Annotated in this window: 21 protein-coding genes; 17 read left to right on the top strand and 4 right to left on the bottom strand. The window is 66.7% G+C overall.

Annotated elements, in window-relative coordinates:
* Positions 1 to 5: 5 nt before the first annotated feature.
* The 3 genes from gph to ompA form a co-directional block, all read right to left on the bottom strand.
* A complete protein-coding gene (gene gph / locus DES44_RS08970) occupies positions 6 to 692 on the bottom strand; it encodes a phosphoglycolate phosphatase (RefSeq protein ID WP_232309974.1) in 687 nt (228 codons plus the stop codon).
* A 104-nt stretch (positions 693 to 796) separates the two neighbouring features.
* Complete coding sequence (ubiG, locus tag DES44_RS08965) at positions 797 to 1498, bottom strand: bifunctional 2-polyprenyl-6-hydroxyphenol methylase/3-demethylubiquinol 3-O-methyltransferase UbiG (protein WP_058934651.1); 702 nt, start codon at positions 1496 to 1498, stop codon at positions 797 to 799.
* A gap of 113 nt (positions 1499 to 1611) precedes the next feature.
* Entirely contained in the window at positions 1612 to 2265 is a 654-nt protein-coding gene (gene ompA / locus DES44_RS08960; protein WP_058934650.1) for an outer membrane protein OmpA, read from the bottom strand.
* A gap of 293 nt (positions 2266 to 2558) precedes the next feature.
* Between ompA and gyrA the strand changes: the two genes are divergently transcribed.
* The 12 genes from gyrA (at position 2559) to DES44_RS08900 (ending at position 17497) form a co-directional block, all read left to right on the top strand.
* Complete coding sequence (gyrA, locus tag DES44_RS08955; RefSeq protein WP_058934649.1) at positions 2559 to 5246, top strand: DNA gyrase subunit A; 2688 nt, start codon at positions 2559 to 2561, stop codon at positions 5244 to 5246.
* 5 nt (positions 5247 to 5251) lie between these two features.
* Positions 5252 to 5851, top strand: coding sequence for a DUF2059 domain-containing protein (locus DES44_RS08950; protein WP_170156637.1), 600 nt, complete (start codon positions 5252 to 5254; stop codon positions 5849 to 5851).
* Between the two features lie 22 nt (positions 5852 to 5873).
* Positions 5874 to 7007 (top strand): 3-phosphoserine/phosphohydroxythreonine transaminase, encoded by a 1134-nt coding sequence (gene serC, locus DES44_RS08945; protein ID WP_116001455.1) that lies wholly within the window; start codon positions 5874 to 5876, stop codon positions 7005 to 7007.
* Complete coding sequence (gene pheA / locus DES44_RS08940; RefSeq protein WP_058934646.1) at positions 7000 to 8124, top strand: prephenate dehydratase; 1125 nt, start codon at positions 7000 to 7002, stop codon at positions 8122 to 8124. Before serC ends, pheA begins: the two co-directional genes overlap by 8 nt.
* A gap of 222 nt (positions 8125 to 8346) precedes the next feature.
* The gene (locus tag DES44_RS08935; RefSeq protein ID WP_257720732.1) at positions 8347 to 9243 is read left to right on the top strand and encodes a prephenate dehydrogenase; all 897 of its coding nucleotides are present in this window, start codon (positions 8347 to 8349) and stop codon (positions 9241 to 9243) included.
* Between the two features lie 172 nt (positions 9244 to 9415).
* Positions 9416 to 11461: a bifunctional 3-phosphoshikimate 1-carboxyvinyltransferase/cytidylate kinase gene (locus DES44_RS08930; protein ID WP_058934644.1), complete on the top strand. Its 2046-nt coding sequence runs from the start codon at positions 9416 to 9418 to the stop codon at positions 11459 to 11461.
* 200 nt (positions 11462 to 11661) lie between these two features.
* Complete coding sequence (gene rpsA, locus DES44_RS08925; RefSeq protein ID WP_058934643.1) at positions 11662 to 13341, top strand: 30S ribosomal protein S1; 1680 nt, start codon at positions 11662 to 11664, stop codon at positions 13339 to 13341.
* 364 nt (positions 13342 to 13705) lie between these two features.
* Positions 13706 to 14014: an integration host factor subunit beta gene (locus tag DES44_RS08920; RefSeq protein ID WP_058934642.1), complete on the top strand. Its 309-nt coding sequence runs from the start codon at positions 13706 to 13708 to the stop codon at positions 14012 to 14014.
* Between the two features lie 29 nt (positions 14015 to 14043).
* Entirely contained in the window at positions 14044 to 14331 is a 288-nt protein-coding gene (locus DES44_RS08915) for a LapA family protein (protein ID WP_058934641.1), read from the top strand.
* Positions 14321 to 15478, top strand: coding sequence for a lipopolysaccharide assembly protein LapB (gene lapB / locus DES44_RS08910; RefSeq protein WP_058934640.1), 1158 nt, complete (start codon positions 14321 to 14323; stop codon positions 15476 to 15478). Before DES44_RS08915 ends, lapB begins: the two co-directional genes overlap by 11 nt.
* Positions 15479 to 15605: 127 nt before the next feature.
* Positions 15606 to 16358: a hypothetical protein gene (locus tag DES44_RS08905; RefSeq protein ID WP_058934639.1), complete on the top strand. Its 753-nt coding sequence runs from the start codon at positions 15606 to 15608 to the stop codon at positions 16356 to 16358.
* A gap of 11 nt (positions 16359 to 16369) precedes the next feature.
* On the top strand, positions 16370 to 17497 hold the full coding sequence (locus DES44_RS08900) for a glycosyltransferase family 2 protein (RefSeq protein ID WP_058934638.1): 1128 nt from the start codon (positions 16370 to 16372) through the stop codon (positions 17495 to 17497).
* Positions 17498 to 17557: 60 nt separating this feature from the next.
* On the opposite strand, the gene DES44_RS08895 is transcribed toward DES44_RS08900, so the two are convergent.
* The gene (locus DES44_RS08895) at positions 17558 to 18700 is read right to left on the bottom strand and encodes a glycosyltransferase (protein ID WP_058934637.1); all 1143 of its coding nucleotides are present in this window, start codon (positions 18698 to 18700) and stop codon (positions 17558 to 17560) included.
* A gap of 429 nt (positions 18701 to 19129) precedes the next feature.
* On the opposite strand from DES44_RS08895, the gene glf reads away from it, so the two are divergent.
* The 5 genes from glf (at position 19130) to DES44_RS08870 (ending at position 25552) form a co-directional block, all read left to right on the top strand.
* Positions 19130 to 20242 (top strand): UDP-galactopyranose mutase, encoded by a 1113-nt coding sequence (glf, locus tag DES44_RS08890; protein WP_058934636.1) that lies wholly within the window; start codon positions 19130 to 19132, stop codon positions 20240 to 20242.
* Between the two features lie 140 nt (positions 20243 to 20382).
* Positions 20383 to 22086 (top strand): ATP-binding cassette domain-containing protein, encoded by a 1704-nt coding sequence (locus DES44_RS08885; protein WP_232309973.1) that lies wholly within the window; start codon positions 20383 to 20385, stop codon positions 22084 to 22086.
* A 180-nt stretch (positions 22087 to 22266) separates the two neighbouring features.
* Positions 22267 to 23262: an intradiol ring-cleavage dioxygenase gene (locus DES44_RS08880; protein ID WP_116001453.1), complete on the top strand. Its 996-nt coding sequence runs from the start codon at positions 22267 to 22269 to the stop codon at positions 23260 to 23262.
* 140 nt (positions 23263 to 23402) lie between these two features.
* Complete coding sequence (locus tag DES44_RS08875; protein ID WP_083525488.1) at positions 23403 to 24107, top strand: response regulator; 705 nt, start codon at positions 23403 to 23405, stop codon at positions 24105 to 24107.
* Complete coding sequence (locus tag DES44_RS08870) at positions 24104 to 25552, top strand: ATP-binding protein (protein WP_116001451.1); 1449 nt, start codon at positions 24104 to 24106, stop codon at positions 25550 to 25552. The genes DES44_RS08875 and DES44_RS08870 overlap by 4 nt, the downstream gene beginning before the upstream one ends.
* Positions 25553 to 25560 lie beyond the last annotated feature (8 nt).

Genomic DNA, 25560 nt, shown 5'->3' with positions numbered 1-25560 from the left:
CAGGCTCAGCGGCGGCTCTCGCTCAGCCAGTCCAGCAGCTCTGAAGGACGATCGAAAATGACGTCCGCACCCCATGCCTCGATGGGCTCACCCTGCCCCAGGTAGCCCCAGCGCACGGCGACCGTCGGCATGCCCGCGGCCTTGCCGGCCTGGATGTCACGCACATCATCCCCGACATACACACAGTGCTGCGGCGCCACCCCGCTGCGACGGGCCGCTTCCAGCAGCGGTGCCGGATGCGGCTTGGCATGCGCCGTCGTGTCGCCGCCGACCACCGCCGCCGCCACACCCTCCCAGCCCATGCCTCGCGCCAGCGGCAAGGCAAAGCGCTCGATCTTGTTGGTGACGATGCCCCATCGCAGCCCGGCCTCGGACAGGCCGGCCAGCAGGTCCGTCACGCCGTCGAAGGGCCGTGTATCCTGAAGCAGCCGGGCCTCATAGCGGTCAAAGAATTCGGTGCGCAGGTCCGCGAAGGCGGCATCTTGCGGCGTGATGCCGAAGGCCACCCCCATCATGCCGCGCGCGCCCGCCCCCACCATGGGACGCAGTCGTTCGAAGGGTACGGCAGGCAGGCCGCGCACCGCCAGCATGTCGTTGGTCGCCCCGGCCAGGTCCGGCGCACTGTCCACCAGGGTCCCGTCAAGATCAAACAGCACCGCCCGCACCGGCAGCGCCGGACTTTTCCCGTTCACGACATCGACTCCACACAGGCCGCCCCCTGGACAAGGGACAGGCAAAAACCCTTCAAACCATGGGCCGGCATGACCTGGCCCCACCCCTGGACCGCTCGCGCCGCTCACCCAGGGCGGCGGCAGGCCATCAGGTAGTTCACATCGGTATCGCTGCCCAGCTTGTAGCGCTGCGTCAGCGGGTTGAAGGTCAGCCCTTTGGCGCCCTGCAGCTCCAGACCGGCCTCGCGGCACATCTGGGCGAGCTCGGACGGCTTGATGAACCGGTTGTATTCGTGGGTGCCCGCCGGCAGCAGGCGCAGCACATATTCCGCACCCACAATGGCCATGAGGAAGGACTTGGCATTGCGGTTCAGCGTGGACAGGAACACCCAGCCGCCCGGCTTCACCAGCTTGCCCAGTGACGTCACGACGGAGGCTGGATCCGGCACGTGTTCCAGCATTTCCATGCAGGTCACCACATCGAATTCACCCGCACGCTGCGCCGCCAGATCTTCGACCGCGATCTCCTGGTACTCGACGTTCTCGGTGCCAGCTTCCATCGCATGCAGCTCGGCCACGCGCAGGGACTTCACCGCCAGGTCGATGCCCAGCACATGGGCGCCCTTGCGGGCCATCGCATCCGCCAGGATACCGCCGCCGCAGCCCACATCCAGCACCCGTTTGCCAGCGAGCGGGCTGTAGCCATCGATCCAGTTCAATCGCAGTGGATTGATGCGGTGCAGAGGTTTGAATTCACTTTCGGTATCCCACCAGCGGTGGGCCAGCTCGCTGAATTTTGCGAGTTCGTTTGCATCGACGTTGGCCATGGGGCGCAATGGTAGTTCAAGCAAAGCAAGAAAAAACCCCGCAAGCCTTTGGGCCTGCGGGGTTTGGATCGTTTCGGCATCAGGCCGCTGACGGCCTGAGGTCCGGGGAACGATTACTTGACGGCGCGGGTACCGACCACTTCGATTTCGACGCGGCGGTTCTTGGCGCGGCCTTCGGCGGTGGCGTTGTCAGCCACAGGCTGCTTCTCGCCCTTGCCTTCGGTGTACACGCGGTTCTTTTCCAGACCCTTGCTCACCAGATAGGCCTTGACGGCTTCAGCGCGGCGAACCGACAGCTTCTGGTTGTACTCGTCGGAACCGACGCTGTCGGTGTGGCCGACGGCGATGATCACTTCGAGGTTGATGTCGCCGGTCTTGCCGACCAGGTCGTCCAGCGCGGTCTTGGCGTCCGGCTTCAGGACCGACTTGTCGAAGTCGAAGAAGGCGTCAGCAGCGTAGGTGACCTTTTCGCTGGTGGGCTTCGGCGGAACCACGACCGGAGCCGGGGTCGGAGCAGCGGCCGGAGCCGGTGCGGGGGCCGGAGCCGGTGCCACAGCAGGAGCTGCGGCCGGCTTCAGGGCGCCGTCGCATTCCTTGGCGGCGGTTGCCGGGGTCCAAAAGGCATCGCGCCAGCACAGCTCGTTCGTGCCGTTCTTCCAAACGGTGCCGTCAGTAGCACGCCAGTTGTCCACGGTCTGGGCCATTGCACCGGAGGTGGCCAAAGCAGCGACAGCGAAAAGCGACGCCACGCGGTTCAGTTTCTTCATGATTCTCCTCTCAAGGAAAGCCGCAGTTGCCCTGCGAAATGTCCAATGTCGGAACTAAAAACCTCAAGAGCCACCAGCGACCGCGCGTACTACTGTACTACTGCACGCGACCAAGGGTTTCTCCTAGGGACCGACCGATTGTGCCATAGGGCAACAGGTCGATTTCATTCTCGCCGGGTGCACCGCGATCGCGCACGAAGCTGTTGCGCAGGTGCGACAAGCGCAGGCCTTTAGAATGTCATTCTTCTGCTAATTCCAGAGGCCGGCGTTCCCATGCGCGCGGCCTGCCGCGCATGACCCAGTTCGCCAAGGAAACCCTGCCGATCAGCCTCGAAGAGGAGATGCGCCGCTCCTACCTCGATTACGCGATGAGCGTGATCGTGGGTCGCGCCCTCCCCGACGCGCGTGACGGCCTCAAACCCGTGCATCGGCGCGTGCTCTTCGCGATGCACGAGCTGAACAACGACTGGAACCGTCCCTACAAGAAGTCCGCCCGTATCGTGGGCGACGTGATTGGTAAATACCACCCGCACGGTGACAGCGCGGTCTACGACACGATCGTGCGTCTGGCCCAGGATTTCTCCCTGCGCCACATGCTGGTGGACGGCCAGGGCAATTTCGGCTCGGTGGACGGCGACAACGCCGCCGCGATGCGTTACACCGAAATCCGCTTGTCGAAAATCGCCCACGAAATGCTGGCCGATATCGACAAGGAAACCGTCGATTACGGCCCCAATTACGACGGCAGCGAAAAGGAACCGCTGGTATTGCCCAACCGGTTGCCCAACCTGCTGGTCAACGGTTCGTCGGGTATTGCAGTGGGCATGGCCACGAATATCCCGCCGCACAACCTCAATGAGGTGGTGGACGCCTGCCTGCATGCACTGAAGAACCCGGAATGCTCCATCGATGAACTGATGGAAATCATCCCGGCGCCCGACTTCCCCACCGCCGGCATCATTTATGGCCTCAGCGGCGTGCGCGAAGGCTACCGCACCGGTCGCGGCAAGGTGGTGATGCGCGCCAAGGTCCATTTCGAGGACATCGACCGCGGCCAGCGCCAGGCCATCATCGTTGACGAGATTCCCTATCAAGTTAACAAGAAGACGCTGCTGGAGCGCATTGCCGAGCTGGTCCAGGAAAAGAAGATCGAGGGCATCAGCCACATCCAGGACGAGTCCGACAAGTCCGGCATGCGGGTGGTCATCGAGCTCAAGCGCGGTGAAGTGCCGGAGGTGGTGCTCAACAACCTCTACAAGCAGACCCAGCTGCAGGACAGCTTCGGCATCAACATGGTGGCGCTGATCGACGGTCAGCCCAAGCTGTGCAACCTGAAGGACCTGATCACGGTCTTCCTGGAGCACCGCCGCGAAGTCGTCACCCGCCGCACCATCTTCGAACTGCGCAAGGCCCGCGAGCGCGGCCACGTGCTGGAAGGCCTGGCGGTGGCGCTGGCCAACATCGACGAGTTCATCAAGATCATCCGCGAGTCGCCCACCCCGCCGGTGGCCAAGGCCGAGCTGATGGCCCGTTCCTGGGATTCATCGCTGGTGCGCGAGATGCTCACCCGCGCTGCAGGCGACACCGCCGGTGGCTCCAACGCCTACCGTCCGGAGGGCCTGCCGTTGCAATACGGCATGCAGCCCGATGGGCTGTATCGCCTGTCCGACGACCAGGCCGGTGAAATCCTGCAGATGCGCCTGCAGCGCCTGACGGGACTGGAGCAAGACAAGATCGTTGGCGAATACCGCGACGTGATGGCCCAGATCGCCGACCTGCTGGACATCCTGGCCACGCCGGCCCGCGTGACCAGCATCATCAGCGACGAGCTGGTGGCCGTGCGCCAGGAATTCGGCCAGACCAAGCTGGGCGCACGCCGCAGCGTGATCGAGCACAACGCCCAGGAGCTGGGCACCGAAGACCTGATCACCCCCACCGACATGGTGGTGACGCTCTCCCACACCGGCTACATCAAGAGCCAGGCGTTGAGCGAATACCGGGCACAGCGCCGAGGTGGCCGCGGCAAGCAGGCCACCGCCACCAAGGAAGACGACTGGATCGACCAGCTCTTCATCGCCAACACCCACGACTGGATGCTGTGCTTCAGCAACCGCGGCCGGGTGTACTGGCTCAAGGTCTGGGAAGTGCCGCAGGGCTCGCGCAACTCGCGCGGCAAGCCCATCGTGAACATGTTCCCGCTGCAGCCGGAAGAGAAGATCAACGTCGTGCTGCCGCTGACCGGCGAATTCCGCACCTTCCCCGAAGACCACTTCATCTTCTTCGCCACCGCCCTGGGCACGGTGAAGAAGACCTCGCTGAAGGACTTCAGCAATCCGCGCAAGGCCGGCATCATTGCGGTCGACCTGGATGACGGCGACTACCTCATCGGCGCCGCCCTCACCGACGGTCAGCACGACGTGATGCTGTTCTCCGACGGTGGCAAGGCGGTTCGCTTCGACGAGGACGACGTCCGCCCGATGGGCCGTCAGGCCCGCGGCGTGCGCGGCATGATGCTGGAACCCGACCAGCGCCTGATCGCCATGCTGGTGGCCGAGGACGAAAGCCAGAGCGTGCTCACCGCCACCGAGAACGGCTACGGCAAGCGCACGAGCATCACCGAATACACGCGCCACGGCCGCGGCACCAAGGGCATGATTGCCATCCAGCAGAGCGAGCGAAATGGTCGCGTGGTGGCCGCCACGCTGGTGCGTCCTGAAGATGAGATCATGCTCATCACCGACACCGGCGTTCTGGTGCGCACCCGCGTCTCCGAAATCCGCGAACTGGGCCGCGCCACGCAGGGCGTGACGCTGATCGCGCTGGACGAAGGCGCCAAGCTCTCCGGCCTGCAACGCATCGTCGAAAACGATGCCAACGACACCCTGGTCGAAGGCAGCGACGCCACCGACGGCACTCCCACCCCGGACTCCGATGGCACCGGCGCCACCGGTTCCACTTCCGAACCTGACGCGAAGGAATGATCTTGTTGCTCAAGCCTGTACACGTGGGGGCCCTCGCGGCCGCCCTGCTGATCTCCCCCCTGGCTTTTGCCCAGAAGGCGGACAGCTCGCCCGCCAAGAAGGAACTGATCGGCAAGGTGCTCAAGCTGCAGCAGCCGGCCATCGAGCAACTGACGGTGAGCGTGCTGAGCCGCCCGGTCAATGACCTGGCCCAGAAGCTGATGCCCGCCATCCGCAATCTGCCGGAAGCCAAGCGCGAATCCACCGCGAAGTCCATCGACGCCACGCTGCGCAAGTTCATGGACGACAACGGCCCCGCGCTGGTCGAAAAGGGCAAGTCGGTCCAGGCCTCGACCATCGGCGTGACGCTGGACGAGAAGTTCACCGAAGACGAACTGAAGCAACTGGTGGCCTGGCTGGAATCGCCGGTCAGCAAGAAGTTCGCTGAAGTGGCCCCGGAACTGCAGGCCGCCTACACCAAGCGCCTGATCGACGACAACGGCAAGTCGCTGGACGAGAAGTTCAACACCCTGCAGACCAACATCGCCAAGCAGCTGGGTCTGGACACGCCGGCCAACGCGGGTCCCGCCTCGGGCGCGCAGAAGCCGGCCACGCCGAAGAAGTAAGGCTGGATCCATGACCGCATCGATGACCGCTTCATTGTCCGCTTCGCATCGCCCGTTCAACTTCTCCGCCGGTCCCTCCGCAGTGCCTGAAGAGGTGCTGACCCAGGTGGCCGCGGAGATGCTGGACTGGCAAGGCAGCGGCATGTCGGTCATGGAGATGAGCCACCGCGGCAAGGAGTTCGGCAGCATCCACGAAGCCGCCCTGCGCAACCTGCGGGAGCTGCTGCAGATCCCGCCGAACTTCCGCATCCTGTTCATGCAGGGGGGCGGGCTGGGCGAAAACGCCATCGTCCCGATGAACCTGTCGCGAGGCGGTGCGGTGGATGTGGTGGTGACCGGCGCCTGGTCCCGCAAGAGCGCGGGCGAGGCCCGCCGCTATGCCGACGTGAAAATCGCCGCCGACGGCGCCAATGCCGCCGGCCGCCACGAATCGATTCCGCCTGCGGCCAGTTGGCAGATCCGCCCCGATGCGTCCTACGTGCACCTGTGCAGCAACGAGACCATCGATGGCCTGGAATTCCAGCACCTGCCCGACCTCAAGGCCCTGGGCTCGGACGCCCCGCTGGTCGTGGACTGCTCCTCCCACATCCTGTCGCGGACGGTGGACTGGTCCAAGGTCGGACTGGCTTTCGCCGGTGCACAGAAAAACGTCGGCCCTGCCGGCCTGACACTGGTGGTGGTGCGCGAGGACCTGCTGGGTCATGCCCTGCCCATCTGCCCGTCGGCCTTCAACTACCAGACGGTGGCCGACAACAATTCCATGTTCAACACCCCGCCGACCTTCGCGATCTATGTCGCCGGCCTGGTGTTCGAATGGATCCAGCGCTTCCAGTACGCCGGCAAGACCGGCCTGGCCGCCCTGGAGCAACGCAACATCGACAAGGCCACCCTGCTCTACCAGACGCTGGATGCCTCGTCGCTGTTCGAAAACCGTGTCGCGCCCGAGGCGCGGTCGCGGATGAACATTCCATTCTTCCTGCGCGACGAGCGTCTGAATGACGACTTCCTGGCCGGTGCCAGGGCGCGCGGGCTGCTGCAACTCAAAGGCCACAAGTCGGTAGGCGGCATGCGGGCATCGATCTACAACGCGATGCCGCTGGAGGGTGTCCAGGCTCTGGTGAGCTACCTCAAGGACTTCGAGACCCAACATGGCTGACGCCACCGACCCTTCCCAACTGCCGCCGCCCGTGGCCAGCCCTGAGCTGCTGGTGTTGCGCGACCAGATCGATGCCCTGGACAGCCAGCTGCTGACCCTGCTGAACCAGCGCGCCCACGTGGCCGAGCAGGTCGGCGAGATCAAGCGCCGCGACGGCACGCCCTTCTTCCGCCCGGACCGCGTGGCCCAGGTTATCGCCAAGATCAAGGCCGCCAACCCCGGCCCGCTCAAGAGCGAACATGTGGCCGCCATCTGGCGCGAGATCATGTCCGCCTGCCTGGCGCTGGAATCGCCCCAGCGGGTGGCCGTGCTGGGGCCGTTCGGCACCTTCTGCGAGCAGGCCGCCATTGAATACTTCGGCGGCGCGGCCGACCTCATCTACTGCAACAGCTTCGATGAAGTCTTCCACGCCACCGCCTCCGGCAGCGCCCAATACGGCGTGGTCGGCGTGGAGAACATGACCGAGGGCGTGGTCACCCGCTCTCTCGACCTGTTCCTGCACACCCCCACCCACCAGGTTGGCGAAGTCAGCCTGCTGATCCGCCACAACCTGCTGCGCAAGGACAACTCGCTGGAAGGCGTGGAAGCCGTGCTGGCGCATCCGCAGGCCCTGGCCCAGTGCCAGAACTGGCTGTCCAAGCACCTGCCGAATGCGGAACGCCGCGCTGTCTCCAGCAATGCGGAAGGCGCCCGACTGGCCGCGACGAATCCAGCCTGGGCGGCGATCGCCAGCGAACGCGCGGCGCCGCTGTTCGGCCTGCACATCGTGGCCCATGCCGTCCAGGACGAGGCCTACAACCGCACGCGCTTTGCCATCATCACGCTGCCGCAGACCATGGACATGCCGCCTGCCAGCGGCCGGGACTGCACCAGCCTCGTGGTGTCGGTCCACAACCGGCCCGGCGCCATGCATGACCTGCTGGTGCCGCTCAAGCAGCACGGCGTGTCCATGACGCGGCTCGAGTCCCGGCCGGCCCGCACCGGCCAGTGGGAGTATTACTTCTATATCGACCTGGACGGCCATCCGTCCCAGCCGCATGTGGCGGCGGCCCTGTCGGAGTTGCGGGAACTCTGCGCATTCTTCAAGATCATTGGCGCCTATCCATTGAAGGCCTGAGTGCGGTAGCCCCCAAGCCGGGGCAGGCACGAAGGCGTTCAAGCCTCACAATCACGGGGTGACAAGACGGCTACTCGAACAGGCAATGCAAATGGGAGCTCAGCAGCTGGCACATCGGATGCCGCCATGAGCAGGTCGGCCGAAAAAAGCGGCAGTCCGGGGGCTCACAAGGCCTCCAGCAAAACAGGTAGTCAATCAGCTAGCAAGGCGGGTAGAAAAGCGGTGTCTGCGACCTTCAATCAACTCGGTGTGATCGGCTGTGGCCTCATGGGAGGCTCTTTTGCGCTGGCCATGAAAAAGGCCGGGCTGGTCCGCCGCGTGGTGGGCTACAGCAAATCGCCCTCCACCACCGAGACCGCCCGCCGCATGGGCGTGATCGACCTGGCGGCGGAATCCGCCCTGCTGGCGGTGTCCGGGTCGGACATCGTGCTGCTGGCGGTGCCGGTGGCCGCCACCGAATCCACGCTCAAGGCCATCCGCCATCTGATCCACAGCGATGTGCTGCTGATGGACGTCGGCTCCACCAAGGGCGATGTGGTGGACGCCGCTCGCCGCGCGCTGGGCAAGCAGTTGCCCACCTTCGTGCCGGCCCATCCGATTGCCGGCAAGGAAAGCGCCGGCGTGCAGCATGCGGACGCCAACCTCTACCAGGGTCGCCAGGTCATCCTCACGCCACTGGAGCAGACCCGTCCGGAGCTGGTGCAGCGCGCCACCGACGTCTGGTCGGCCCTTGGCTGTCAGGTGCTGAAGATGGCGCCGCACAACCATGACGCCGCCTTTGCCGCCGTCAGCCACCTGCCCCACCTGCTGGCCTATGCCTACTTCAACGCCGTGGCCCGGCAGCCGTCGGGCCGTGACTTCCTGAGCCTGGCCGGTTCCGGATTCCGCGATTTCACCCGCATCGCGGCCAGCGACCCCACCATCTGGCGCGACATCCTCATCGCCAACAAGCAGGAACTGCTGACCCAGACGCAGAAGTTCCGGGAGTCGCTGGATGCGATGGAGCAGGCCATCCAGAAGGGCGACACGTCCGGCCTGGAAGCCATGATCCGCCAGGCCTCCGAAGGCCGGGGCCAGTGGCAGCTGAGCTCGCCGCCCACCCCGCCGAAGTCAAAGTAGCGTTCTCGGGAAGGCGCGGGCCGCCTTCCTGCACCGACAATCGCGCAGGCCCCCCCGGGCGTCGCCGTCCGGGTCCTCCTGCTTTCACTCTGCCGAACCGGAACCTACCGCCCGCCGCACTGCTTGTCCTGCCGGGTGGGGGCTGCCGCTTCGGCCGATCCGGACCATCGCCATGTACAAGACCGCCTACCTCGACCTGCCGCCGCTGCGTGGCGCTGCCGGCACCGTGTCCCTGCCGGGCTCCAAGAGCATTTCCAACCGCGTGCTGCTGCTGGCGGGCCTGTCCGAGGGCGAGACCCTGGTGCACGACCTGCTGGATTCCGATGACACCAAGGTGATGATCGCCGCGCTGCGGGAGCTGGGCTGCGAGCTGCATCACCGGGACGACGGCGTGCTGTCGGTCATCGGTTTGGGCGGACGGCTGCGGCAGAAGCAGGCCCAGCTGTTCCTGGGCAATGCCGGCACTGCCATGCGTCCGCTCACCGCGGCCCTGGCCGTGCTGGCGGCGACGCAGGGCGGGCAGTTCGAGCTGTCCGGCGTGCCGCGCATGCATGAACGGCCGATCGGCGATCTGGTGGATGCCCTCCGCGCGCTGGGCTGCCCCATCGACTGCCTGGGCCAGGAAGGCTACCCGCCGCTGCGCCTGCGCGGCCCCGCCCCGCTCAGCCTGACCGCGCCGGTGCAGGTGCGCGGAGACGTCTCCAGCCAGTTCCTGACCGCCCTGCTGCTGGCGCTGCCGCTGGTGGCGGCGGGCGGCGTTGACGGCCAGGCGCCGCGGGACATCGTCATCGAGGTCACCGGCGAGCTCATCTCCAAACCCTACGTCCAGATCACCCTGGACCTGCTGGCGCGTTTTGGCGTGCAGGTGCAGCGGGATGCGGACTGGCAGCGCTTTGTCATCCCGGCCGGCAGCCGGTATGCATCGCCGGGCGTGGTGCATGTGGAAGGCGATGCCTCCTCGGCGTCGTATTTCGTGGCGCTGGGCGCCATCGCGGCCGACCAGGCGCCGGTGCGGATCGAAGGCGTGGGATCGAGCTCGGTGCAGGGCGATGTTCGCTTCGTCGAGGCGGCTCAGGCCATGGGCGCGGCAGTCACCCTGGGCCCCAACTGGCTGGAAGTGCGCCGCGGCGCCTGGCCGCTGCGGGCGCTGGACCTGGATTGCAACCACATCCCGGACGCCGCCATGACCCTGGCCGTCATGGCCTTGTATGCCGACGGCCCCACGGTGCTGCGCAACATCGCCTCCTGGCGGGTGAAGGAAACCGACCGCATCGCCGCCATGGCCACCGAGCTGCGCAAGCTCGGCGCCGAGGTCGAGGAAGGTCCGGACTGGCTGCGAGTGTTCCCGCTGCAGCACTGGCAGCCGGCCGCCATCCACACCTATGACGACCACCGGGTGGCCATGTGCTTTTCGCTGGCGGCCTTCAACGGCCTGGTGCCCGGCCGCTCGGAAGAGGCGGTGCCGGTTCGCATCCTGGACCCGCAATGCGTGGCCAAGACCTTCCCGGACTACTTCGAGACCCTGTTCAGCGTGGTCCAGGCCCGCCCGCAGGACATTCCCGTCATCACCATCGACGGCCCGACGGCCTCCGGCAAGGGCACGCTGACGGACGAGGTGGCCCGGGCGCTGGGGTACGGTGTCCTGGATTCCGGATCGCTCTACCGCGTCACCGGCCTGGCCGCCCATCGGGCTGGGCTGGACCTGAACGACGGCGCTGCCGTCGCTGCCCTGGTGCCGACCCTGGACCTGCGCTTCGAGGAGGGCCGGGTGCTGCTGGACGAAGAGGACGTCAGCAACGAACTCCGCCAGGAGGCCACCGGCCTGATGGCGTCCCAGGTGGGGGCACATCCGCCGGTGCGCCAGGCGCTGCACCAGCTGCAGCTGGATTTCCGTCGGCTGCCGGGCCTGGTGGCCGACGGCCGGGACATGGGAACGGCCATCTTCCCGGATGCCTCGCTCAAGGTCTTCCTGACCGCCAGCGCCGCCACCCGGGCCGAGCGCCGGTTCAATCAATTGATTTCCAAGGGAGTCCCGGCTAAACTCGACGACTTGCGCGCAGATCTGGAAGCGCGTGATGCGCGGGATAAAACCCGCAGTGCATCACCCCTTCAGGCAGCTGCGGACGCGATCGAGCTAGACAACTCCGCACATTCCGTTGAGGCTTCAAAGGACCTGGTGCTGGGCTGGTGGCAGACAAAGCGCCCGTTCCCGCACTGATCCCCCCAGCCCGCTGGGCGTTTTTCGCTGTTCGCAAGCCAGGAGCGTCACCCCTCCCTCCGAACGTCAGTTCATCGGGGGTGGCGCGTTCAACAACCTAACCCGCAAGTTCCGCTTGCAAAAAACGCCCGCGCACCTCTCGGATCAGGCCGCTTGTCTTTCAAGCGCCGGACGCTCTGTGCCTGGCAAGGAAATCTCACATGTCTGAATCTTTTGCCGCCCTTTTCGAGGAATCGCTGCAACGCGCCAACATGCGCACCGGCGAGGTCATCTCGGCTGAAGTGGTCCGTATCGAGCACAACTTCGTGGTGGTCAACGCCGGCCTGAAGTCTGAAGCCTACGTGCCCATCGAAGAGTTCAAGAATGACCAGGGCGAAGTCGAAGTCCAGGTGGGCGACTTCATCTCGGTGGCCATCGACGCCATCGAGAACGGCTACGGCGACACCATCCTGTCGCGCGACAAGGCCAAGCGCCTGGCTTCGTGGCTGTCGCTGGAGAACGCGCTGGAATCCGGCGAGTTCGTCACCGGCACCGTCTCCGGCAAGGTCAAGGGCGGCCTGACCGTTCTGGTCAACGGCATCCGCGCCTTCCTGCCCGGTTCCCTGCTGGACACCCGTCCGGTCAAGGACATGAGCCCGTTCGAGGGCAAGACCATGGAATTCAAGGTCATCAAGCTCGACCGCAAGCGCAACAATGTTGTGCTGTCGCGTCGTGCCGTGGTGGAAGCCTCCATGGGTGAAGAGCGCGCCAAGCTGCTGGAAACGCTGACCGAAGGCGCCATCGTCAACGGCGTGGTCAAGAACATCACCGAATACGGTGCGTTCGTGGACCTGGGCGGCATCGACGGCCTGCTGCACATCACCGACATGGCCTGGCGCCGTGTCCGTCACCCGAGCGAAGTGGTGACGGTGGGTCAAGAGCTGACCGCCAAGGTCCTGAAGTTCGACGCAGAAAAGAACCGCGTCTCGCTGGGCCTGAAGCAGCTGGGCGACGACCCCTGGTTCGGCGTGTCGCGCCGCTACCCGGCCAACACCCGCCTGTTCGGCAAGGTCACCAACATCGCTGACTACGGCGCGTTCGTTGAGATTGAACCGGGCATCGAAGGTCTGGTGCACGTGTCCGAAATGGACTGGACCAACAAGAACGTGGCTCCTTCCAAGGTCGTCTCCCTGGGCGACGAAGTGGAAGTCATGGTCCTGGAGATCGACGAAGACAAGCGTCGCATCTCGCTGGGCATGAAGCAGTGCCGTGCCAACCCGTGGGAAGAGTTCGCCGAGAACGTCAAGCGCGGCGACCGCGTCAAGGGCCCCATCAAGTCGATCACCGACTTCGGCGTGTTCGTGGGCCTGGCCCAGGGCATCGACGGCCTGGTGCACCTGTCCGACCTGTCGTGGAACGAGCCGGGCGAAACGGCTGTCCGCAACTACAAGAAGGGCCAGGAAGTCGAAGCCATCGTGCTGGCTGTGGACGTCGAGCGCGAGCGCATCTCGCTGGGCATCAAGCAGCTGGACGGCGACCCGTTCTCGACCTTCGTCTCGGTCAATGACCGTGGCATGTCGGTCACCGGCAAGGTCAAGACCGTGGACGCCCGCGGCGCTGAGATCGACCTGGGTGAAGACGTCACCGGCTACCTGCGCGCTTCGGAAATCGCCCGCGACCGCGTGGAAGATGCCCGCAACGTGCTGAAGGAAGGCGACGAAGTCACCGCGATCATCATCAACGTCGATCGCAAGACCCGCAGCATCCAGCTGTCCATCAAGGCCAAGGACAGCGCCGACCAGCAGGAAGCCATGCAGCGCCTGTCGCAGTCGAACGAGCGTGAGAACGCTGGTACGACCAGCCTCGGCGCCCTTCTCCGCGCCAAACTGGACCAAAACTAAGCCCCCCAGTCGCTTCGCTCCTGCCCCCGAGGGGCGCCATCCTGGAGTCAGGGAGACCCTGACTCCGGATGTTGCTGGAGGGACGGCCGGTGGGCTTTGCCCACCGAGCCTCTTTGCAGTAGCCGGCGGGCTTGCTCACCGGGCCTTTCTGCGGTAGCTGGTGGGCTTTGCCCACCAAGCCTCTCTTTGGAGTGCGGCGACTTGGTTTGAGGCGGGAAGTGCGGCGGTTGCGTTGCATTTTTCGCGGAGAATCAGGCTTTTACTGGTACAGAGCGGCATGGGCCTGAGGTAGGCTGGTGTCGCTACAAGTCCCCTTCGACAGGCTCGCATGTGCGGGCCTGTTGTTCTTCAGATTCCGAGAACCATGACCCGATCCGACCTGGTGGCCCACCTGTCCGAGCGCTTCAGCCAGCTCACCCAACGTGACACGGAATTCGCGGTCAAGACCATCCTCGACGCCATGTCCGATGCCCTGGCCCGCGGCCACCGCATCGAGATCCGCGGCTTCGGCAGCTTCTCCATCAACCGTCGCCCTCCCCGCACCGGACGCAATCCCCGCAGCGGCGAACAGGTGCTGATCCCCGAGAAGCTCGTGCCCCACTTCAAGCCCGGCAAAGCCCTGCGCGAAGCCGTCGATGCACAGCTGCCCGCCGACACAAGCCCTTCGGAATAATCCGCTCCGCGGCGCCTAGAATCGCGCCCATGCGAATCCTGGTCTGGCTTTTCCGCGCCTTCCTGTTCATCACCCTCTTCGCCTTCGCGCTGAACAACAGCCAGGAGGTCGTCGTGCACTGGTTCTTCGGCCAGTCCTGGCGCGCCCCCCTGGTAATCGTCGTGCTGATGGTCTTTGCCATCGGCTGCGCCTTCGGCGTGCTGGCCATGGTGCCCGCCTGGTGGCGCCACAAACGCGCCGCCGCCCGCAGCCTGCCGCCCCCGGCCGACCTGCCCTCCCCTCCCTCTCCCGACCCCAAACTCCCCGATGGAATTTGATCTCACCTGGCTGCTGATCGGCGTCCCCGTCATCTTCGGCCTCGGGTGGCTGGCGTCCAAGCTGGACTCCCGCCAATGGAAACGGGAACAGCGCGACGCCCCCCGTGCCTATTTCAAGGGACTCAACCTGCTGCTCAACGAGCAGCAGGACAAGGCCATCGACGCCTTCATCGAAGCCGTCCAGGCCGACCCCGACACCTCCGAGCTGCACTTCGCGCTGGGCAACCTGTTCCGCCGCCGCGGTGAGTACGAACGCGCCGTGCGCGTGCACCAGCACCTGCTCTCCCGCGGCGACCTGCCCAAGGACGAACGCGACCGCGCCCAATACGCGCTGGCCCAGGACTTCTTCAAGGCCGGCCTCTTCGACCGCGCCGAAACCGCCTACGAAGCCCTCAAGGGCACCGCCTTCGACCGCGAAGCCGCCCTGGCCCTGCTGTCCCTGTTCGAGCGCTCCCGCGAATGGGCCAAGGCGGCCGACGTGGCCGAATCCCTGGAAGCCAGCGGCACCGGCTCGTTTGCCAGCCGCATCGCCAACTACTGGTGTGAACTGGCCCTGGAAGCGCAGAGCAACCAGGACCTGCCTGCCGCCCGTCAGTGGCTGGATCGCGCCCGCCAGCGCGCCCCGCAGTCGGCCCGCGCCTATGTGCTGCTGGGCCAGATGCTGACCCGCGCCGGCGACCAGACCGGCACCCTGGCCATCTATGGCGACCTGCTCAAGGCCAACCCCGACGCCTTCAACCTGGTGGCCCGTGACTACGCCCAGTCCGCCCTGGCCACCCAGTCCGTGCCGCAGGCCCTGACGCTGCTGGAAGCCCAGTACCGCCGCCATCCCAGCATGGCCATGCTACAGGCCATCGCCCTGCTGGAAGCCGATCCCGAGGCCCAGCGCCGCCGTCTGGCCGAGCATCTGCGGGTGGAACCGGCCCTGTCCGCCGCCACGCAGTTGCTGCAGCAGAGCCAGGCGCGCCAGCAACCGCTCAACGAGGACGAAGCCCAACTGGTCGGCGGCGCCCTGCAGCGGGCCGTTCGCCCCTTGCAACGCTACCGCTGCGCCGCCTGCGGCTTTGAATCACAGCACTATTTCTGGCAATGTCCGGGCTGCCTGAGCTGGGACAGTTATCCGCCTCGCTGGGTCGAGGAGCTCTGAAGGACATAGCGCCCGCCTCAACCCGGGCCGCTCCCACCTTCCACTGATCCTCCCGGCATTGCGCAACAGCACCGCCCCGCACCGCCCCACACCACCCGCGCTCCACCCGCACCCCACCGCACCCACCATGTCGACGAGCCCCGCTTCCCCCGACGCCGAACGCGTCATCCTCTGCATGAAGTGGGGCACCAAGTACGGCCCTGAGTACGTCAACCGTCTCTACGCGATGGTGCGCCGCCACCTGCGGGGCGACTTCCGGTTCGTCTGCCTGACCGACCGCAGCGAGGGCATCCGTGCCGAGGTGCAATGCCTGCCGATTCCGGCCCTGGCCTTGCCCGAGGGCATCCCGGAGCGCGGCTGGACCAAGCTCACCACCTTCGAGGCCGACCTGCATGGCCTGCGTGGCACGGCCCTCTTCCTGGATCTGGACGTGGTGATCGTGGACGACATCACCCCGTTCTTCGAGGTGCCCGGCGAATTCCTCATCATTCATGACTGGAAGCGGCCCTGGCGCATCACCGGCAATTCGTCGGTCTACCGCTTCACCCTCGGCGCGCATGCCGACGTGCTGGCCAAATTCCGCCGCGAGTTCGAGACCATCCGCACGACTTTCCGCAACGAGCAGGCCTATCTCTCCGACGAGATCCACCGCAAGGGCCAGTTGCAGTACTGGGACCCGCGCTGGTGCGCCAGCTTCAAGTACCACTGCATTCCGCGCTGGCCGCTGAACTACTGGAAGGCGCCCAGCATTCCGGACGGTGCCCGCATCCTGATCTTCCACGGCGTGATGAATCCGCCCGATGCCCTGGCAGGCCGCAGCAACGGCAACTGGCGCCGTCCGCTGCCGGCGCCGTGGATTGCGGATCACTGGCGCGAGTGAGCGGGTGGCAGATGTCGTCGCCCTCCATGGCCATGAATGAAGCGGCCTCCAGCGTCCCCGGCTTTCCTGGCGCCCCTTCGACCGACGCCCGTAGCGCCCGTAGTGACGGGCAGGCCCCCCACACGCCGCGTCCCTGGCTGAGCTTTCTCATCCCGGCCTACAACGTGCAGGGCTACCTGCGCGAGAGCGTGGCGTCGGCGCTGGGCCAGTCGGATGCGCAGGTGGAAGTGCTGATCGTGGACGACTGCTCCACCGACGACACGCCTGCATTGATGCGGCGCCTGGCGGAAGAAGACTCGCGGGTGCGCTGCATCTTCCATGAGCGCAACCAGGGCGTCTCCGTCACCCGCAACACGCTGCTCGACCATGCCCGCGGCGACTACTTCTGGTTCCTGGATGCGGACGACTGGCTGATGCCCGGCGCCGTGCCGCGCCTGCGCGCGATCATCGAGCAGCAGGCCCCGTCGCTGGTGATGTGTGACTACCGCATGATCCGCGAGGCGCCAAAGCTCAAGCACCGGCTGCGCGGCCATCCGCGCAAGAGCACCTTCAAGGGCCCGGTGCGGCAGCGCATCACCGAGGCCAGCACCATCATGACCGGCACCTTCCGCGGTGGGCAGATGCACCCGTGGTCCAAGATTGCGCGGCGCGAGTTGTGGGGCAGCGACCTGCGGTTCCCTGCGGGACGTCATTTCGAGGACATGCACCTGCTGCCCTTCCTCGCACTGCGCGCGCCCGACCTCTGGTATGAGCCGGCGGTGTGGGTGGCCTACCGGCAGCGAGCGGGCTCCATCATGCACACCTTGAATCCGGACAAGGCCGGCGACCTCGCCTGGGCCATGAGCGGGTTGAAGGAAGCCGCCGAAGCGGGTGACCGCAGCCCGAAGCGGCTGGGTGACGAGGCGTGTTTTGCCTGGTCCAACACGGTGGCGCGCAAGTTCATCGGCGCCTCTCGCATGATGTGGCGCTTTGACCCCGTTCGGGCGCCTGCGCTGATCGACGACTATCGCCGCCTGATGGAGAGCCAGCTGCCGATCCCGCTGGACGCGCTGCTGTCCGGCTACCGCCGACGTGGCTGGTGGCTGCGCGCCTGGCGGCTGGAGCGCTGGCTGGCCCGGGCGGTCCCAGCGCGTCGATAGGACTTTTGATCCAAGCGCTGATCGATCTCGATGCGATCAGCGGGACTTCCCCGAGAGACCTCAGCGCGGCTGGCCGTCGCTGGCCGGCAGGCTCATCAGCAGGTCTTCATAACGCTGCATCATCAGCCCCACGCTGTGCTCCTCGATGGCTCGCTGCCGTGCGGCCTGACCCAGGCGCTGCGCCAGAGCCTCGTCCCGCAGCAGCTGCTCCAGCGCGTCGGCCAGCGCCTTGGCGTCGCCTTCCGGCGTCAGCAAGCCGGTCTTGCCGGGCTCCAGCACGCCTTCCACCCCGGGCACCAGCGACGCCACACAAGCACAGCCCGCCGCCATGCCTTCCAGGAGCGCCAGCGGCATTCCTTCCCAATGGGTGCTCAGCACATAGATCCGCTGGCTCATCAACAGCTGCGCCATGTTCTTGTGATACCCGAGAAAGCGCACCTGCTCTTCCAGGCCCAGCCGCTTCACCAGGCGCTGCGACGCCCCCATGTAGAACGGATGACCGCTGCCGGCCAGATACACCGTCGGCCGCAGCCCGCGCTCGGCCAGCAGGCCGATGGCTCGGATCAGCGTGGGCTGATCCTTCTGCCGCGCAAACCGCGCCGACATCACGATGCCCGGCTCGCGCTGCGCATGCGGATGCGAGTCCGCCTCCGCAAAACGCTCCAGCCGAATCCCATTCGGAATCGCGACGGTCAGCGACTCCGGCATGCCCAGCGCCACCAGTCGCCGCCGCACTCCTTCGGACACACCCACCAGCTTGGCGCTGCGCCGCGCCAGGCGCCGCGCCTTCCGCAAGGACCAGAACCCATAGCGCTCCCGCGAGCTGTGCTCGACCTGCACGACCACTGGCACTCCGGCTCGGAGGGCGGCCTCGCGGCCCAGCAGATGTTCAGGAAAACCGTGCGCCAGCATCACATCCGGCCGCAGCTGTTCACACAGGCGACGCAGCGCCCACACGGTCACCAAGTGGGCCCAGCCGGGCACCAGATGGACCTCCAGCCCCTGGTCGCGCAGGGCCTGCACTTTGGCGGGATCGGTCGTGCGTTTGCGGCGCAGCACGAGGATGGGCTGAAGCCGCCCGGCCTTGCGCTGGGACAGGCACAGCTCCACGGCGACCTGTGTGGCGCCAGAAAAGCCGCCGGTGACGAAATGAAGCACGCGCCGGGTCCCCCCCGCGGGCGTGCCCGAAGCGGGAACGGTCATGGAAACAGTGTATCGGACGCTTCACAGACCCTTTGCACGGCCCCCAAGCAAGCCGTTCCCAACAGTAAACGGGGCAGCCTGCGGAGCGAGCTGATCCGTTGCAGGAATGGTGTTGAAAACAGTGTGACGCCACCGCACAGATCGCTCGCAGGGCAGCCGGGCGAGCCTTTCCCGGAAGTCAAGGAGGAGACCGCGAAGCGGGCGGGGGACATGGAGGGAAAGGCTTGCCCGGCTGCCACGCTCGATCCTTGCCACCGCCACGTCGTTGCGATGGAAGGACGCCGGCCTGCGGGTCGAGCAAGCCCGTCGCTGGAATGGTATTGGAACAGTGCGACGACACCGCACCAACCGCTCGCCCGGCTGCACCGCTCCACCGCCACAACCATGACGCACAATCACCCCAAACGCCACCGCCCCACCGGACATTCCATGACCACAGACTTCCTCATCGTCGGCGCCGGCTACGCCGGCTCCGTCTGCGCCCGTGTGCTGGCCGACGCCGGCAAGACGGTCCACCTGATCGACAAGCGCCCGCACATCGGCGGCAATGCCTACGACGAGCGGGATGCTCACGGCGTGCTCATCCACCCCTATGGTCCGCACATCTTCCACACCAACGCGAAGAAGGTGATCGAGTTCCTCTCTCGCTTCACCACCTGGCGCTTCTACGAACACCGCGTGCTGGCCCAGGTTGGCGAGCAACTGCTGCCGATCCCCATCAACCGCACGACCATCAACCAGCTCTACGGCCTGTCCCTCAGCGAAGACGAAGTACAGGGCTATCTGGAGACGGTCCGCGAACCCCGCGACCCGCTGCAGACCAGCGAGGACGTGGTGCTCAACAGCGTCGGCCGCGACCTCTGCGACAAGTTTTTCCGCGGCTACACCCGCAAGCAATGGGGGCTGGACCTCTCCCAGCTCTCCGCTGGTGTCGCCGCCCGCATCCCCACCCGCAGCAACGACGACGACCGCTACTTCGCCGACACCTACCAGTTCATGCCCGCCGACGGCTACACCGCCATGTTCGAGCGCATGCTGGACCACCCCGGCATCACGGTGCGCACCGGCGTCGACTTCAAGGACGTGCGCGGCGACTTCCCGGGCAGCCACATCCTCTACACCGGCCCGATCGACGCCTACTTCGACCACTGCTACGGCCCCCTGCCCTACCGCAGCCTGCGCTTTGACCACCAGCACCTGCCCGACACCGAGCACTACCAGCCGGTCGGCACGGTCAACTATCCGAATGACCACGACTACACCCGCATCACCGAATTCAAGCACCTGACCGGCGAACAGCATCCCGGCACCTCCATCGTGCGCGAATTTCCGCAGGCCGAGGGCGACCCCTACTACCCGGTGCCCCGCCCTGAAAACGAAGCCCTGTTCAAGCGCTACGCCGCCCTGGCCGAAGCTGCCCAGGGCGTGACCTTCGTCGGCCGGCTGGCGCAGTACCGCTACTACAACATGGACCAGATCGTGGCCGCGGCGCTGAAAACCGCCCAGGACCTGCTGGACGGCAGCCCGGCAGCGGCCGCCTGATTCCGGGCACAATCCGTTTTTCGCCTTTTTGCGCACGCGCCCCCGGGGCGTGCGCCGCCCCCGCCTCCATGTGCGCAGCTCCTTCCGCTTCCACGCCTCTTGAACCCCTGGGCCCCACGGCCAGCCGGCTCTGGCGCTTCATGAAACCCCATCGGGTGGGGCTGTTCCTGACGGTGCTGTCCTACCTGCTGGTGGCAGCCACCGAACCGCTCATCCCCAACCTGATCAACTTTGCGCTCGGGGAAGGCTTCAATCCCAAGACCGGCGCGGTCGGCACGGCGCAGTACAGCTTTCCCATCTGGATGGTGCCGGTCACCCTGGTCGGTCTGTTTGCACTGCGCGGCCTGTTCAGCTTCTGCGGCCAGTACCTGCTGAACTGGACCATCTCCCGCACCGTCATGGACATCCGCGCCGCGCTGCTGCAGGTGCTGCTGCGCGCCGATGCGCGGGTCTACACCAACCTGCAGCCCGCCACCGCGGTGAGCAAGGTGGTGAGTGATCCGCAGCAGGTCGTTGCCCTGGTGGCCGGCTCCCTGGTGACCATCCTGCGGGACGGGTTGCCGGCGCTGTCCCTGATGGGCTACCTGTTCTACCTCAACTGGCAGCTGACCCTGCTGTCGCTGATCACCGTGCCGGGCCTGGCCTTCGTGGTGCGCAAGGTCAACCGCCGGGTGCGCCGCATGGGCACCTGGGCCTACGACTCGCAGCTGCGGCTGGTGTCCGTCATCGAGGACGTCACCCGTGCCTGGCGCGTGGTGCGCAGCTTCGACGCCGCCGATCACGAACGGGACCGATTCGCCCAGCGCGCCAAGGAAGTGCAGCGCAGCGCCCTGAAGACGGCCGCCGCCAATGCCCTGGCGCAGCCGCTGTCGCAATTGATGGCCAGCATCGGCATCTCCATCATCGTGAGCCTGGCGCTGCTGCAGGCGCGGGAAAACGGCACGGGCGTCGGAGAGTTCGCCGGCTTTGTCACCGCGCTGCTGCTGATGAGCTCGCGCCTGCGCCACCTCAGCGATGTGATGCAGCCCATCACCAATGCGCTGGTGATCGCCCGCGGCTGCATGGGCATGCTGGACCTGCCCGCCGAGCGCGACACCGGCACCCGCGAAATCCATGGTGGCCGCGGCCACATCCAGCTGCAGCAGGTCACGCTGCGTTATCCCGGCGCCAATCGGGACGCGCTGCAGGCGCTGGACCTGGACATTCCCGCCGGCCGCACCACCGCCCTGGTGGGCAGCTCCGGGGCCGGCAAGAGCTCGGTGGTGAGCTTGCTGCTGGGCTTCGAGCATCCGGACAGCGGCCGCGTCCTGTTCGACGGCGTGCCCATCGACGAATTGACCAAGGCCAACCTGCGGCGGCAGTTCGCGGTGGTGTCCCAGGACATCGTGCTGTTCGACAGCTCGGTGGCGGACAACATCGCCTATGCCCAGCCGCGCGACGACGCCAAGCTGGAACAGGTGCTGCGGGCCGCCGCGCTGTGGGACTTTGTCCAGGGCCTGCCGGAAGGGCTGGACACCAACATCGGCGCCAATGGCAGCAAGCTGTCGGGCGGCCAGCGCCAGCGGGTGGCGATCGCCCGGGCGCTGTACAAGGACGCGCCCGTCTGGATCTTCGACGAGGCCACCTCCGCCCTGGACACCGAAAGCGAACGCGCGGTGCAGCAGGCCCTGGAGCAGTGGCAGGGCCGCAAGACGCTGATCGTGATCGCCCACCGGCTCTCCACCATCCGTCGCGCGGATGTGATCCAGGTGATGGCCGACGGCCAGGTCATCGAACGCGGCAGCCACGATGAGCTGATGGCCACCGGCGGCACCTATGCCGGCATGGTGCAGGTGCAGCACTGAGTGAGCGGCGGACTCGGCGCCCCGAGTCCAGCGCTGTGCCGGAGCTGCGTTCAGCGGCCCAGCGGTTGAGCGGCATTGCATCACGCACCGCCCGCTCGATGTTTCGGTGCTGACACAAACTGGCTAAGTCTCAGACATTCAGCGTCGCTCCAATGAGGACTCCCATCGACGGAGTTCCTCATGCCTCTCAGCCGACACCGCTTCCGCCCCTCCGCCCTGGTCGCGAACGTTTCCGACGCCGGTCTGTCCGCCACGGCGGGCCTGGGCGGCAATGCCCCCGGCCACCCGCATGATGCGGACCCTCACCTGGGCCTGGCCCACGACCTGGCCCTGATCAGCCAGCAGCAGCAACGCCGGCGCGCACTGGGCCTGCTGGCCGGCGTGGCCGGCCTGGGCGCCTTGCCGCTACTGGGCTGCGGCGGCGGGGGCTCCGACGACAGCAGCACGTCCACTTCCTCCAGCTCCGGCAGCTCGTCCAGCAGTTCCGGCAGCAGCGGCAGCACCGGCACCGGGTCCACCGGCAGCAGCAGTTGCAGCGTCATCCCGGAAGAAACCGCCGGCCCCTATCCCGGCGACGGCTCCAACAGCACCAGCAGCGGCGTCGTCAATGCACTGGCCTTGTCCGGCATCGTGCGCAGCGACATCCGCAGCAGCATCGGCTCGGCCAGCGGCACTGCGGACGGCGTGCCCCTGACCGTCACGCTGACCCTGGTCAATGCCGCCAGCAGTTGCGCCGACCTCGCCGGTTACGCCATCTACCTGTGGCACTGCGACCGGCTGGGCCGCTATTCGCTCTACAGCAGCGGCGTCACCGGCGAGAACTATCTGCGCGGCGTGCAGGTGACCGGCAGCGACGGCACCGTCACCTTCACCACCATCTTCCCGGGCTGTTATTCCGGCCGCATGCCCCACATGCATTTCGAGGTCTACCGCAGCGCCAGCACGGCCACGTCCTACAGCAACAAGCTCAAGACCTCGCAGATCGCCTTCCCCACCGATGTGTGCAACAGCGTCTATGCGCTGTCCACCTACAGCAGCAGCCTGACCAACTTCAACCAGATCAGCTTCGCCACCGACAACATCTTCAGTGACGGCTACAGCACCCAGCTGGCCACCGTCACCGGCAGCACCACCGCCGGCTATGCCGCCACCCTGACCGTGGGAATCTCTGCGTGACCCGACCCCCGTTCCCCTCCACCTGGCCGCCGGCGGACCCCGGCACCGCGCCGCCCCCGGCCCCTCCCGCCCTGCCCGCCGGTCGTGTATCGTGCGGCGACGCACCGGTCTCGCGCCCGGTGCCTCAGGTGGAGGAGCGAATGACCCGTTGTCTGGTGGTCGATGACGATGCGGAGATCCGCACGTCCTTGCAGGACTATCTGCAGAAGTTTGGCGTCACGGTCAGTGCCGCGGCGGACGGCCGCGAGATGCGCCGCCTGATGGCCGCGCAGGTGTTCGACGTGGTGGTACTGGACCTGATGCTGCCGGATGAAAACGGCCTGAGCTTGTGCCAGTGGATCCAGCAGCATCACGCCAGCGTGCCGGTGATCATGCTCACCGCCCATGGCGACCCGATCAGCCGGGTGCTGGGGCTGGAGATGGGCGCGGACGATTACCTCGCCAAGCCCTTCGAACCGCGTGAGCTGGTGGCCCGCATCCATGCCATCCGTCGGCGGGCCAAGCGCGGCGAGAGCGACGCCCAGACCCGGCGCGAATTCCGCTTCGAAGGCTGGAGTTTCGACCGTCTGCTGCGCCAGTTGATCTCCCCGCAGCAGGTGGTGGTGCCGCTGTCCAGCGCCGAATACCGCATGCTGACGGCGCTGGTGGAGCGGCCCGGCCGGGTGCTGTCCCGCGAGCAGTTGATCGAACTCACCCGGGCGCCGGGGGTGGAGGTCAATGACCGCAGCGTCGACCTCACCATCTCCCGTCTGCGCCAGAAACTGGGCGATTCGCCCAAGGAGCCGCGCCTGATCCGCACCATGCGCGGTGAAGGCTATCTCTTCGACGCCCAGGTGCAGTCTTGATCGAGCCAGCCGCCACGCGCGCCGGCTGGCGTCACTGGATGGGCCGCCTGCTGGGCGACACCCTGGCCCGCCGCATCTTCCTGCTGCTGTGGGTGACGCTGGTGGCGGCGCAGGTGCTGGCCATCCTGGCCGTGCAGTGGTTCGAAGGCTGGAGCATGCCGCTGACGCACATGCCGGTGGCGCCGACGCTGCCGCCGATGGGGCAGATCGGCGCCCCCATGGGCGGCATGGGCAGCCCGGGCGACAGGAGCGACAGGAGCGACAGGAGCGACAGGGGCGGGATAGGCGGCCAACGCCGGCCAGCGCCCCAGGACTCGACCGCCAGCAGCGCGGACGCCCATGGCCAGGCCGATCTGGACGCGTCAATTCCCGGCACCGGCCCCGACTTTCTGGAGCGCGGTCCCGATTATCGGGACGGTGAGCCGCGCGGCTTGGATCGCGGCCGAGCCTTTAGCCCGGGTGCTGGCCCGGGTGCTGGCCCAGGGGCCGGCCCCGGCGAGGGTTTCGGCCCCGGCGAGGGCCCGGGCTTCGGCCCGGACGGCGGCCGCGACCGCGGTCCCTTTCGCGGGTTGAGCAACAAAGCCTTGATGCTGGACTACGGCATCCGTTTGCTGGTCACCGCACTGGCGGCCTGGCTGGCCTCCCGCTGGCTGGCCCGTCCGATGCGGGATCTGGTGAAGGCTTCCCGCACGCTGGGCCACTCGCTGCACCAGCAGGACAAGCTGCCGCTGCTCGATGAACACCACGGCACGCTGGAAGTGCGCGAGACCGCGCAGGTGTTCAACGCGATGGCCCGGCAACTGCGGCGGCAGTTCAACGAACGCGGCCTGATGGTGGCGGCCATCTCCCACGACCTGCGCACGCCGCTGACCCGGCTGCGCATGCGGCTGGAGACGCTGGACATCGAGGAACAGCAGCGGGTGCGGTCGGTGGAGGACATCCGCGAGATGAATGCGCTGGTGGATGCGGTGATGGAGCTGTTCCGCGGGGACGGCCCTGGCGCCGGGGAAGACATGCAGGACGTGGACGTCGGGGCCTTGGCGCAGTCCCTGGTGGACGACCTGGCCGAGCAGGGCCAGGCGGTCAGCTTCGATCTGCAGGGAACGGCCGTGGTCGCGAAGAGCCAGCCGATGGCCCTGCGCCGCGTGCTGGGCAACCTGATCGGCAATGCGCTGCGCTATGGGGGACGCGCCGATGTCCATGCCGGCCGCGACAGCCGTGGCGCCTGGGTGCGGGTCTGTGACAACGGTCCGGGCATCCCGCCGGACAAGCTCGAGGCGGTCTTCGAGCCGTTCTACCGCCTGGAGGAGTCCCGCAATCGCCACACCGGCGGGGCGGGCCTGGGGCTCTACATCGCGCGGGAGCTGACGCAGCGGCAAGGCGGCGAGCTGACCCTGACCAATCGGCCGTCCGGCGGCCTGATGGCGGAGCTTCGGCTCCCCTGAGCGGCGTC

This window comes from Roseateles depolymerans (assembly GCF_003387155.1).
Lineage (GTDB): Bacteria > Pseudomonadota > Gammaproteobacteria > Burkholderiales > Burkholderiaceae_C > Roseateles > Roseateles depolymerans.
Note: the sequence above shows the minus strand (reverse complement) of the source record. Positions and strands in the feature narration are given on the sequence as shown.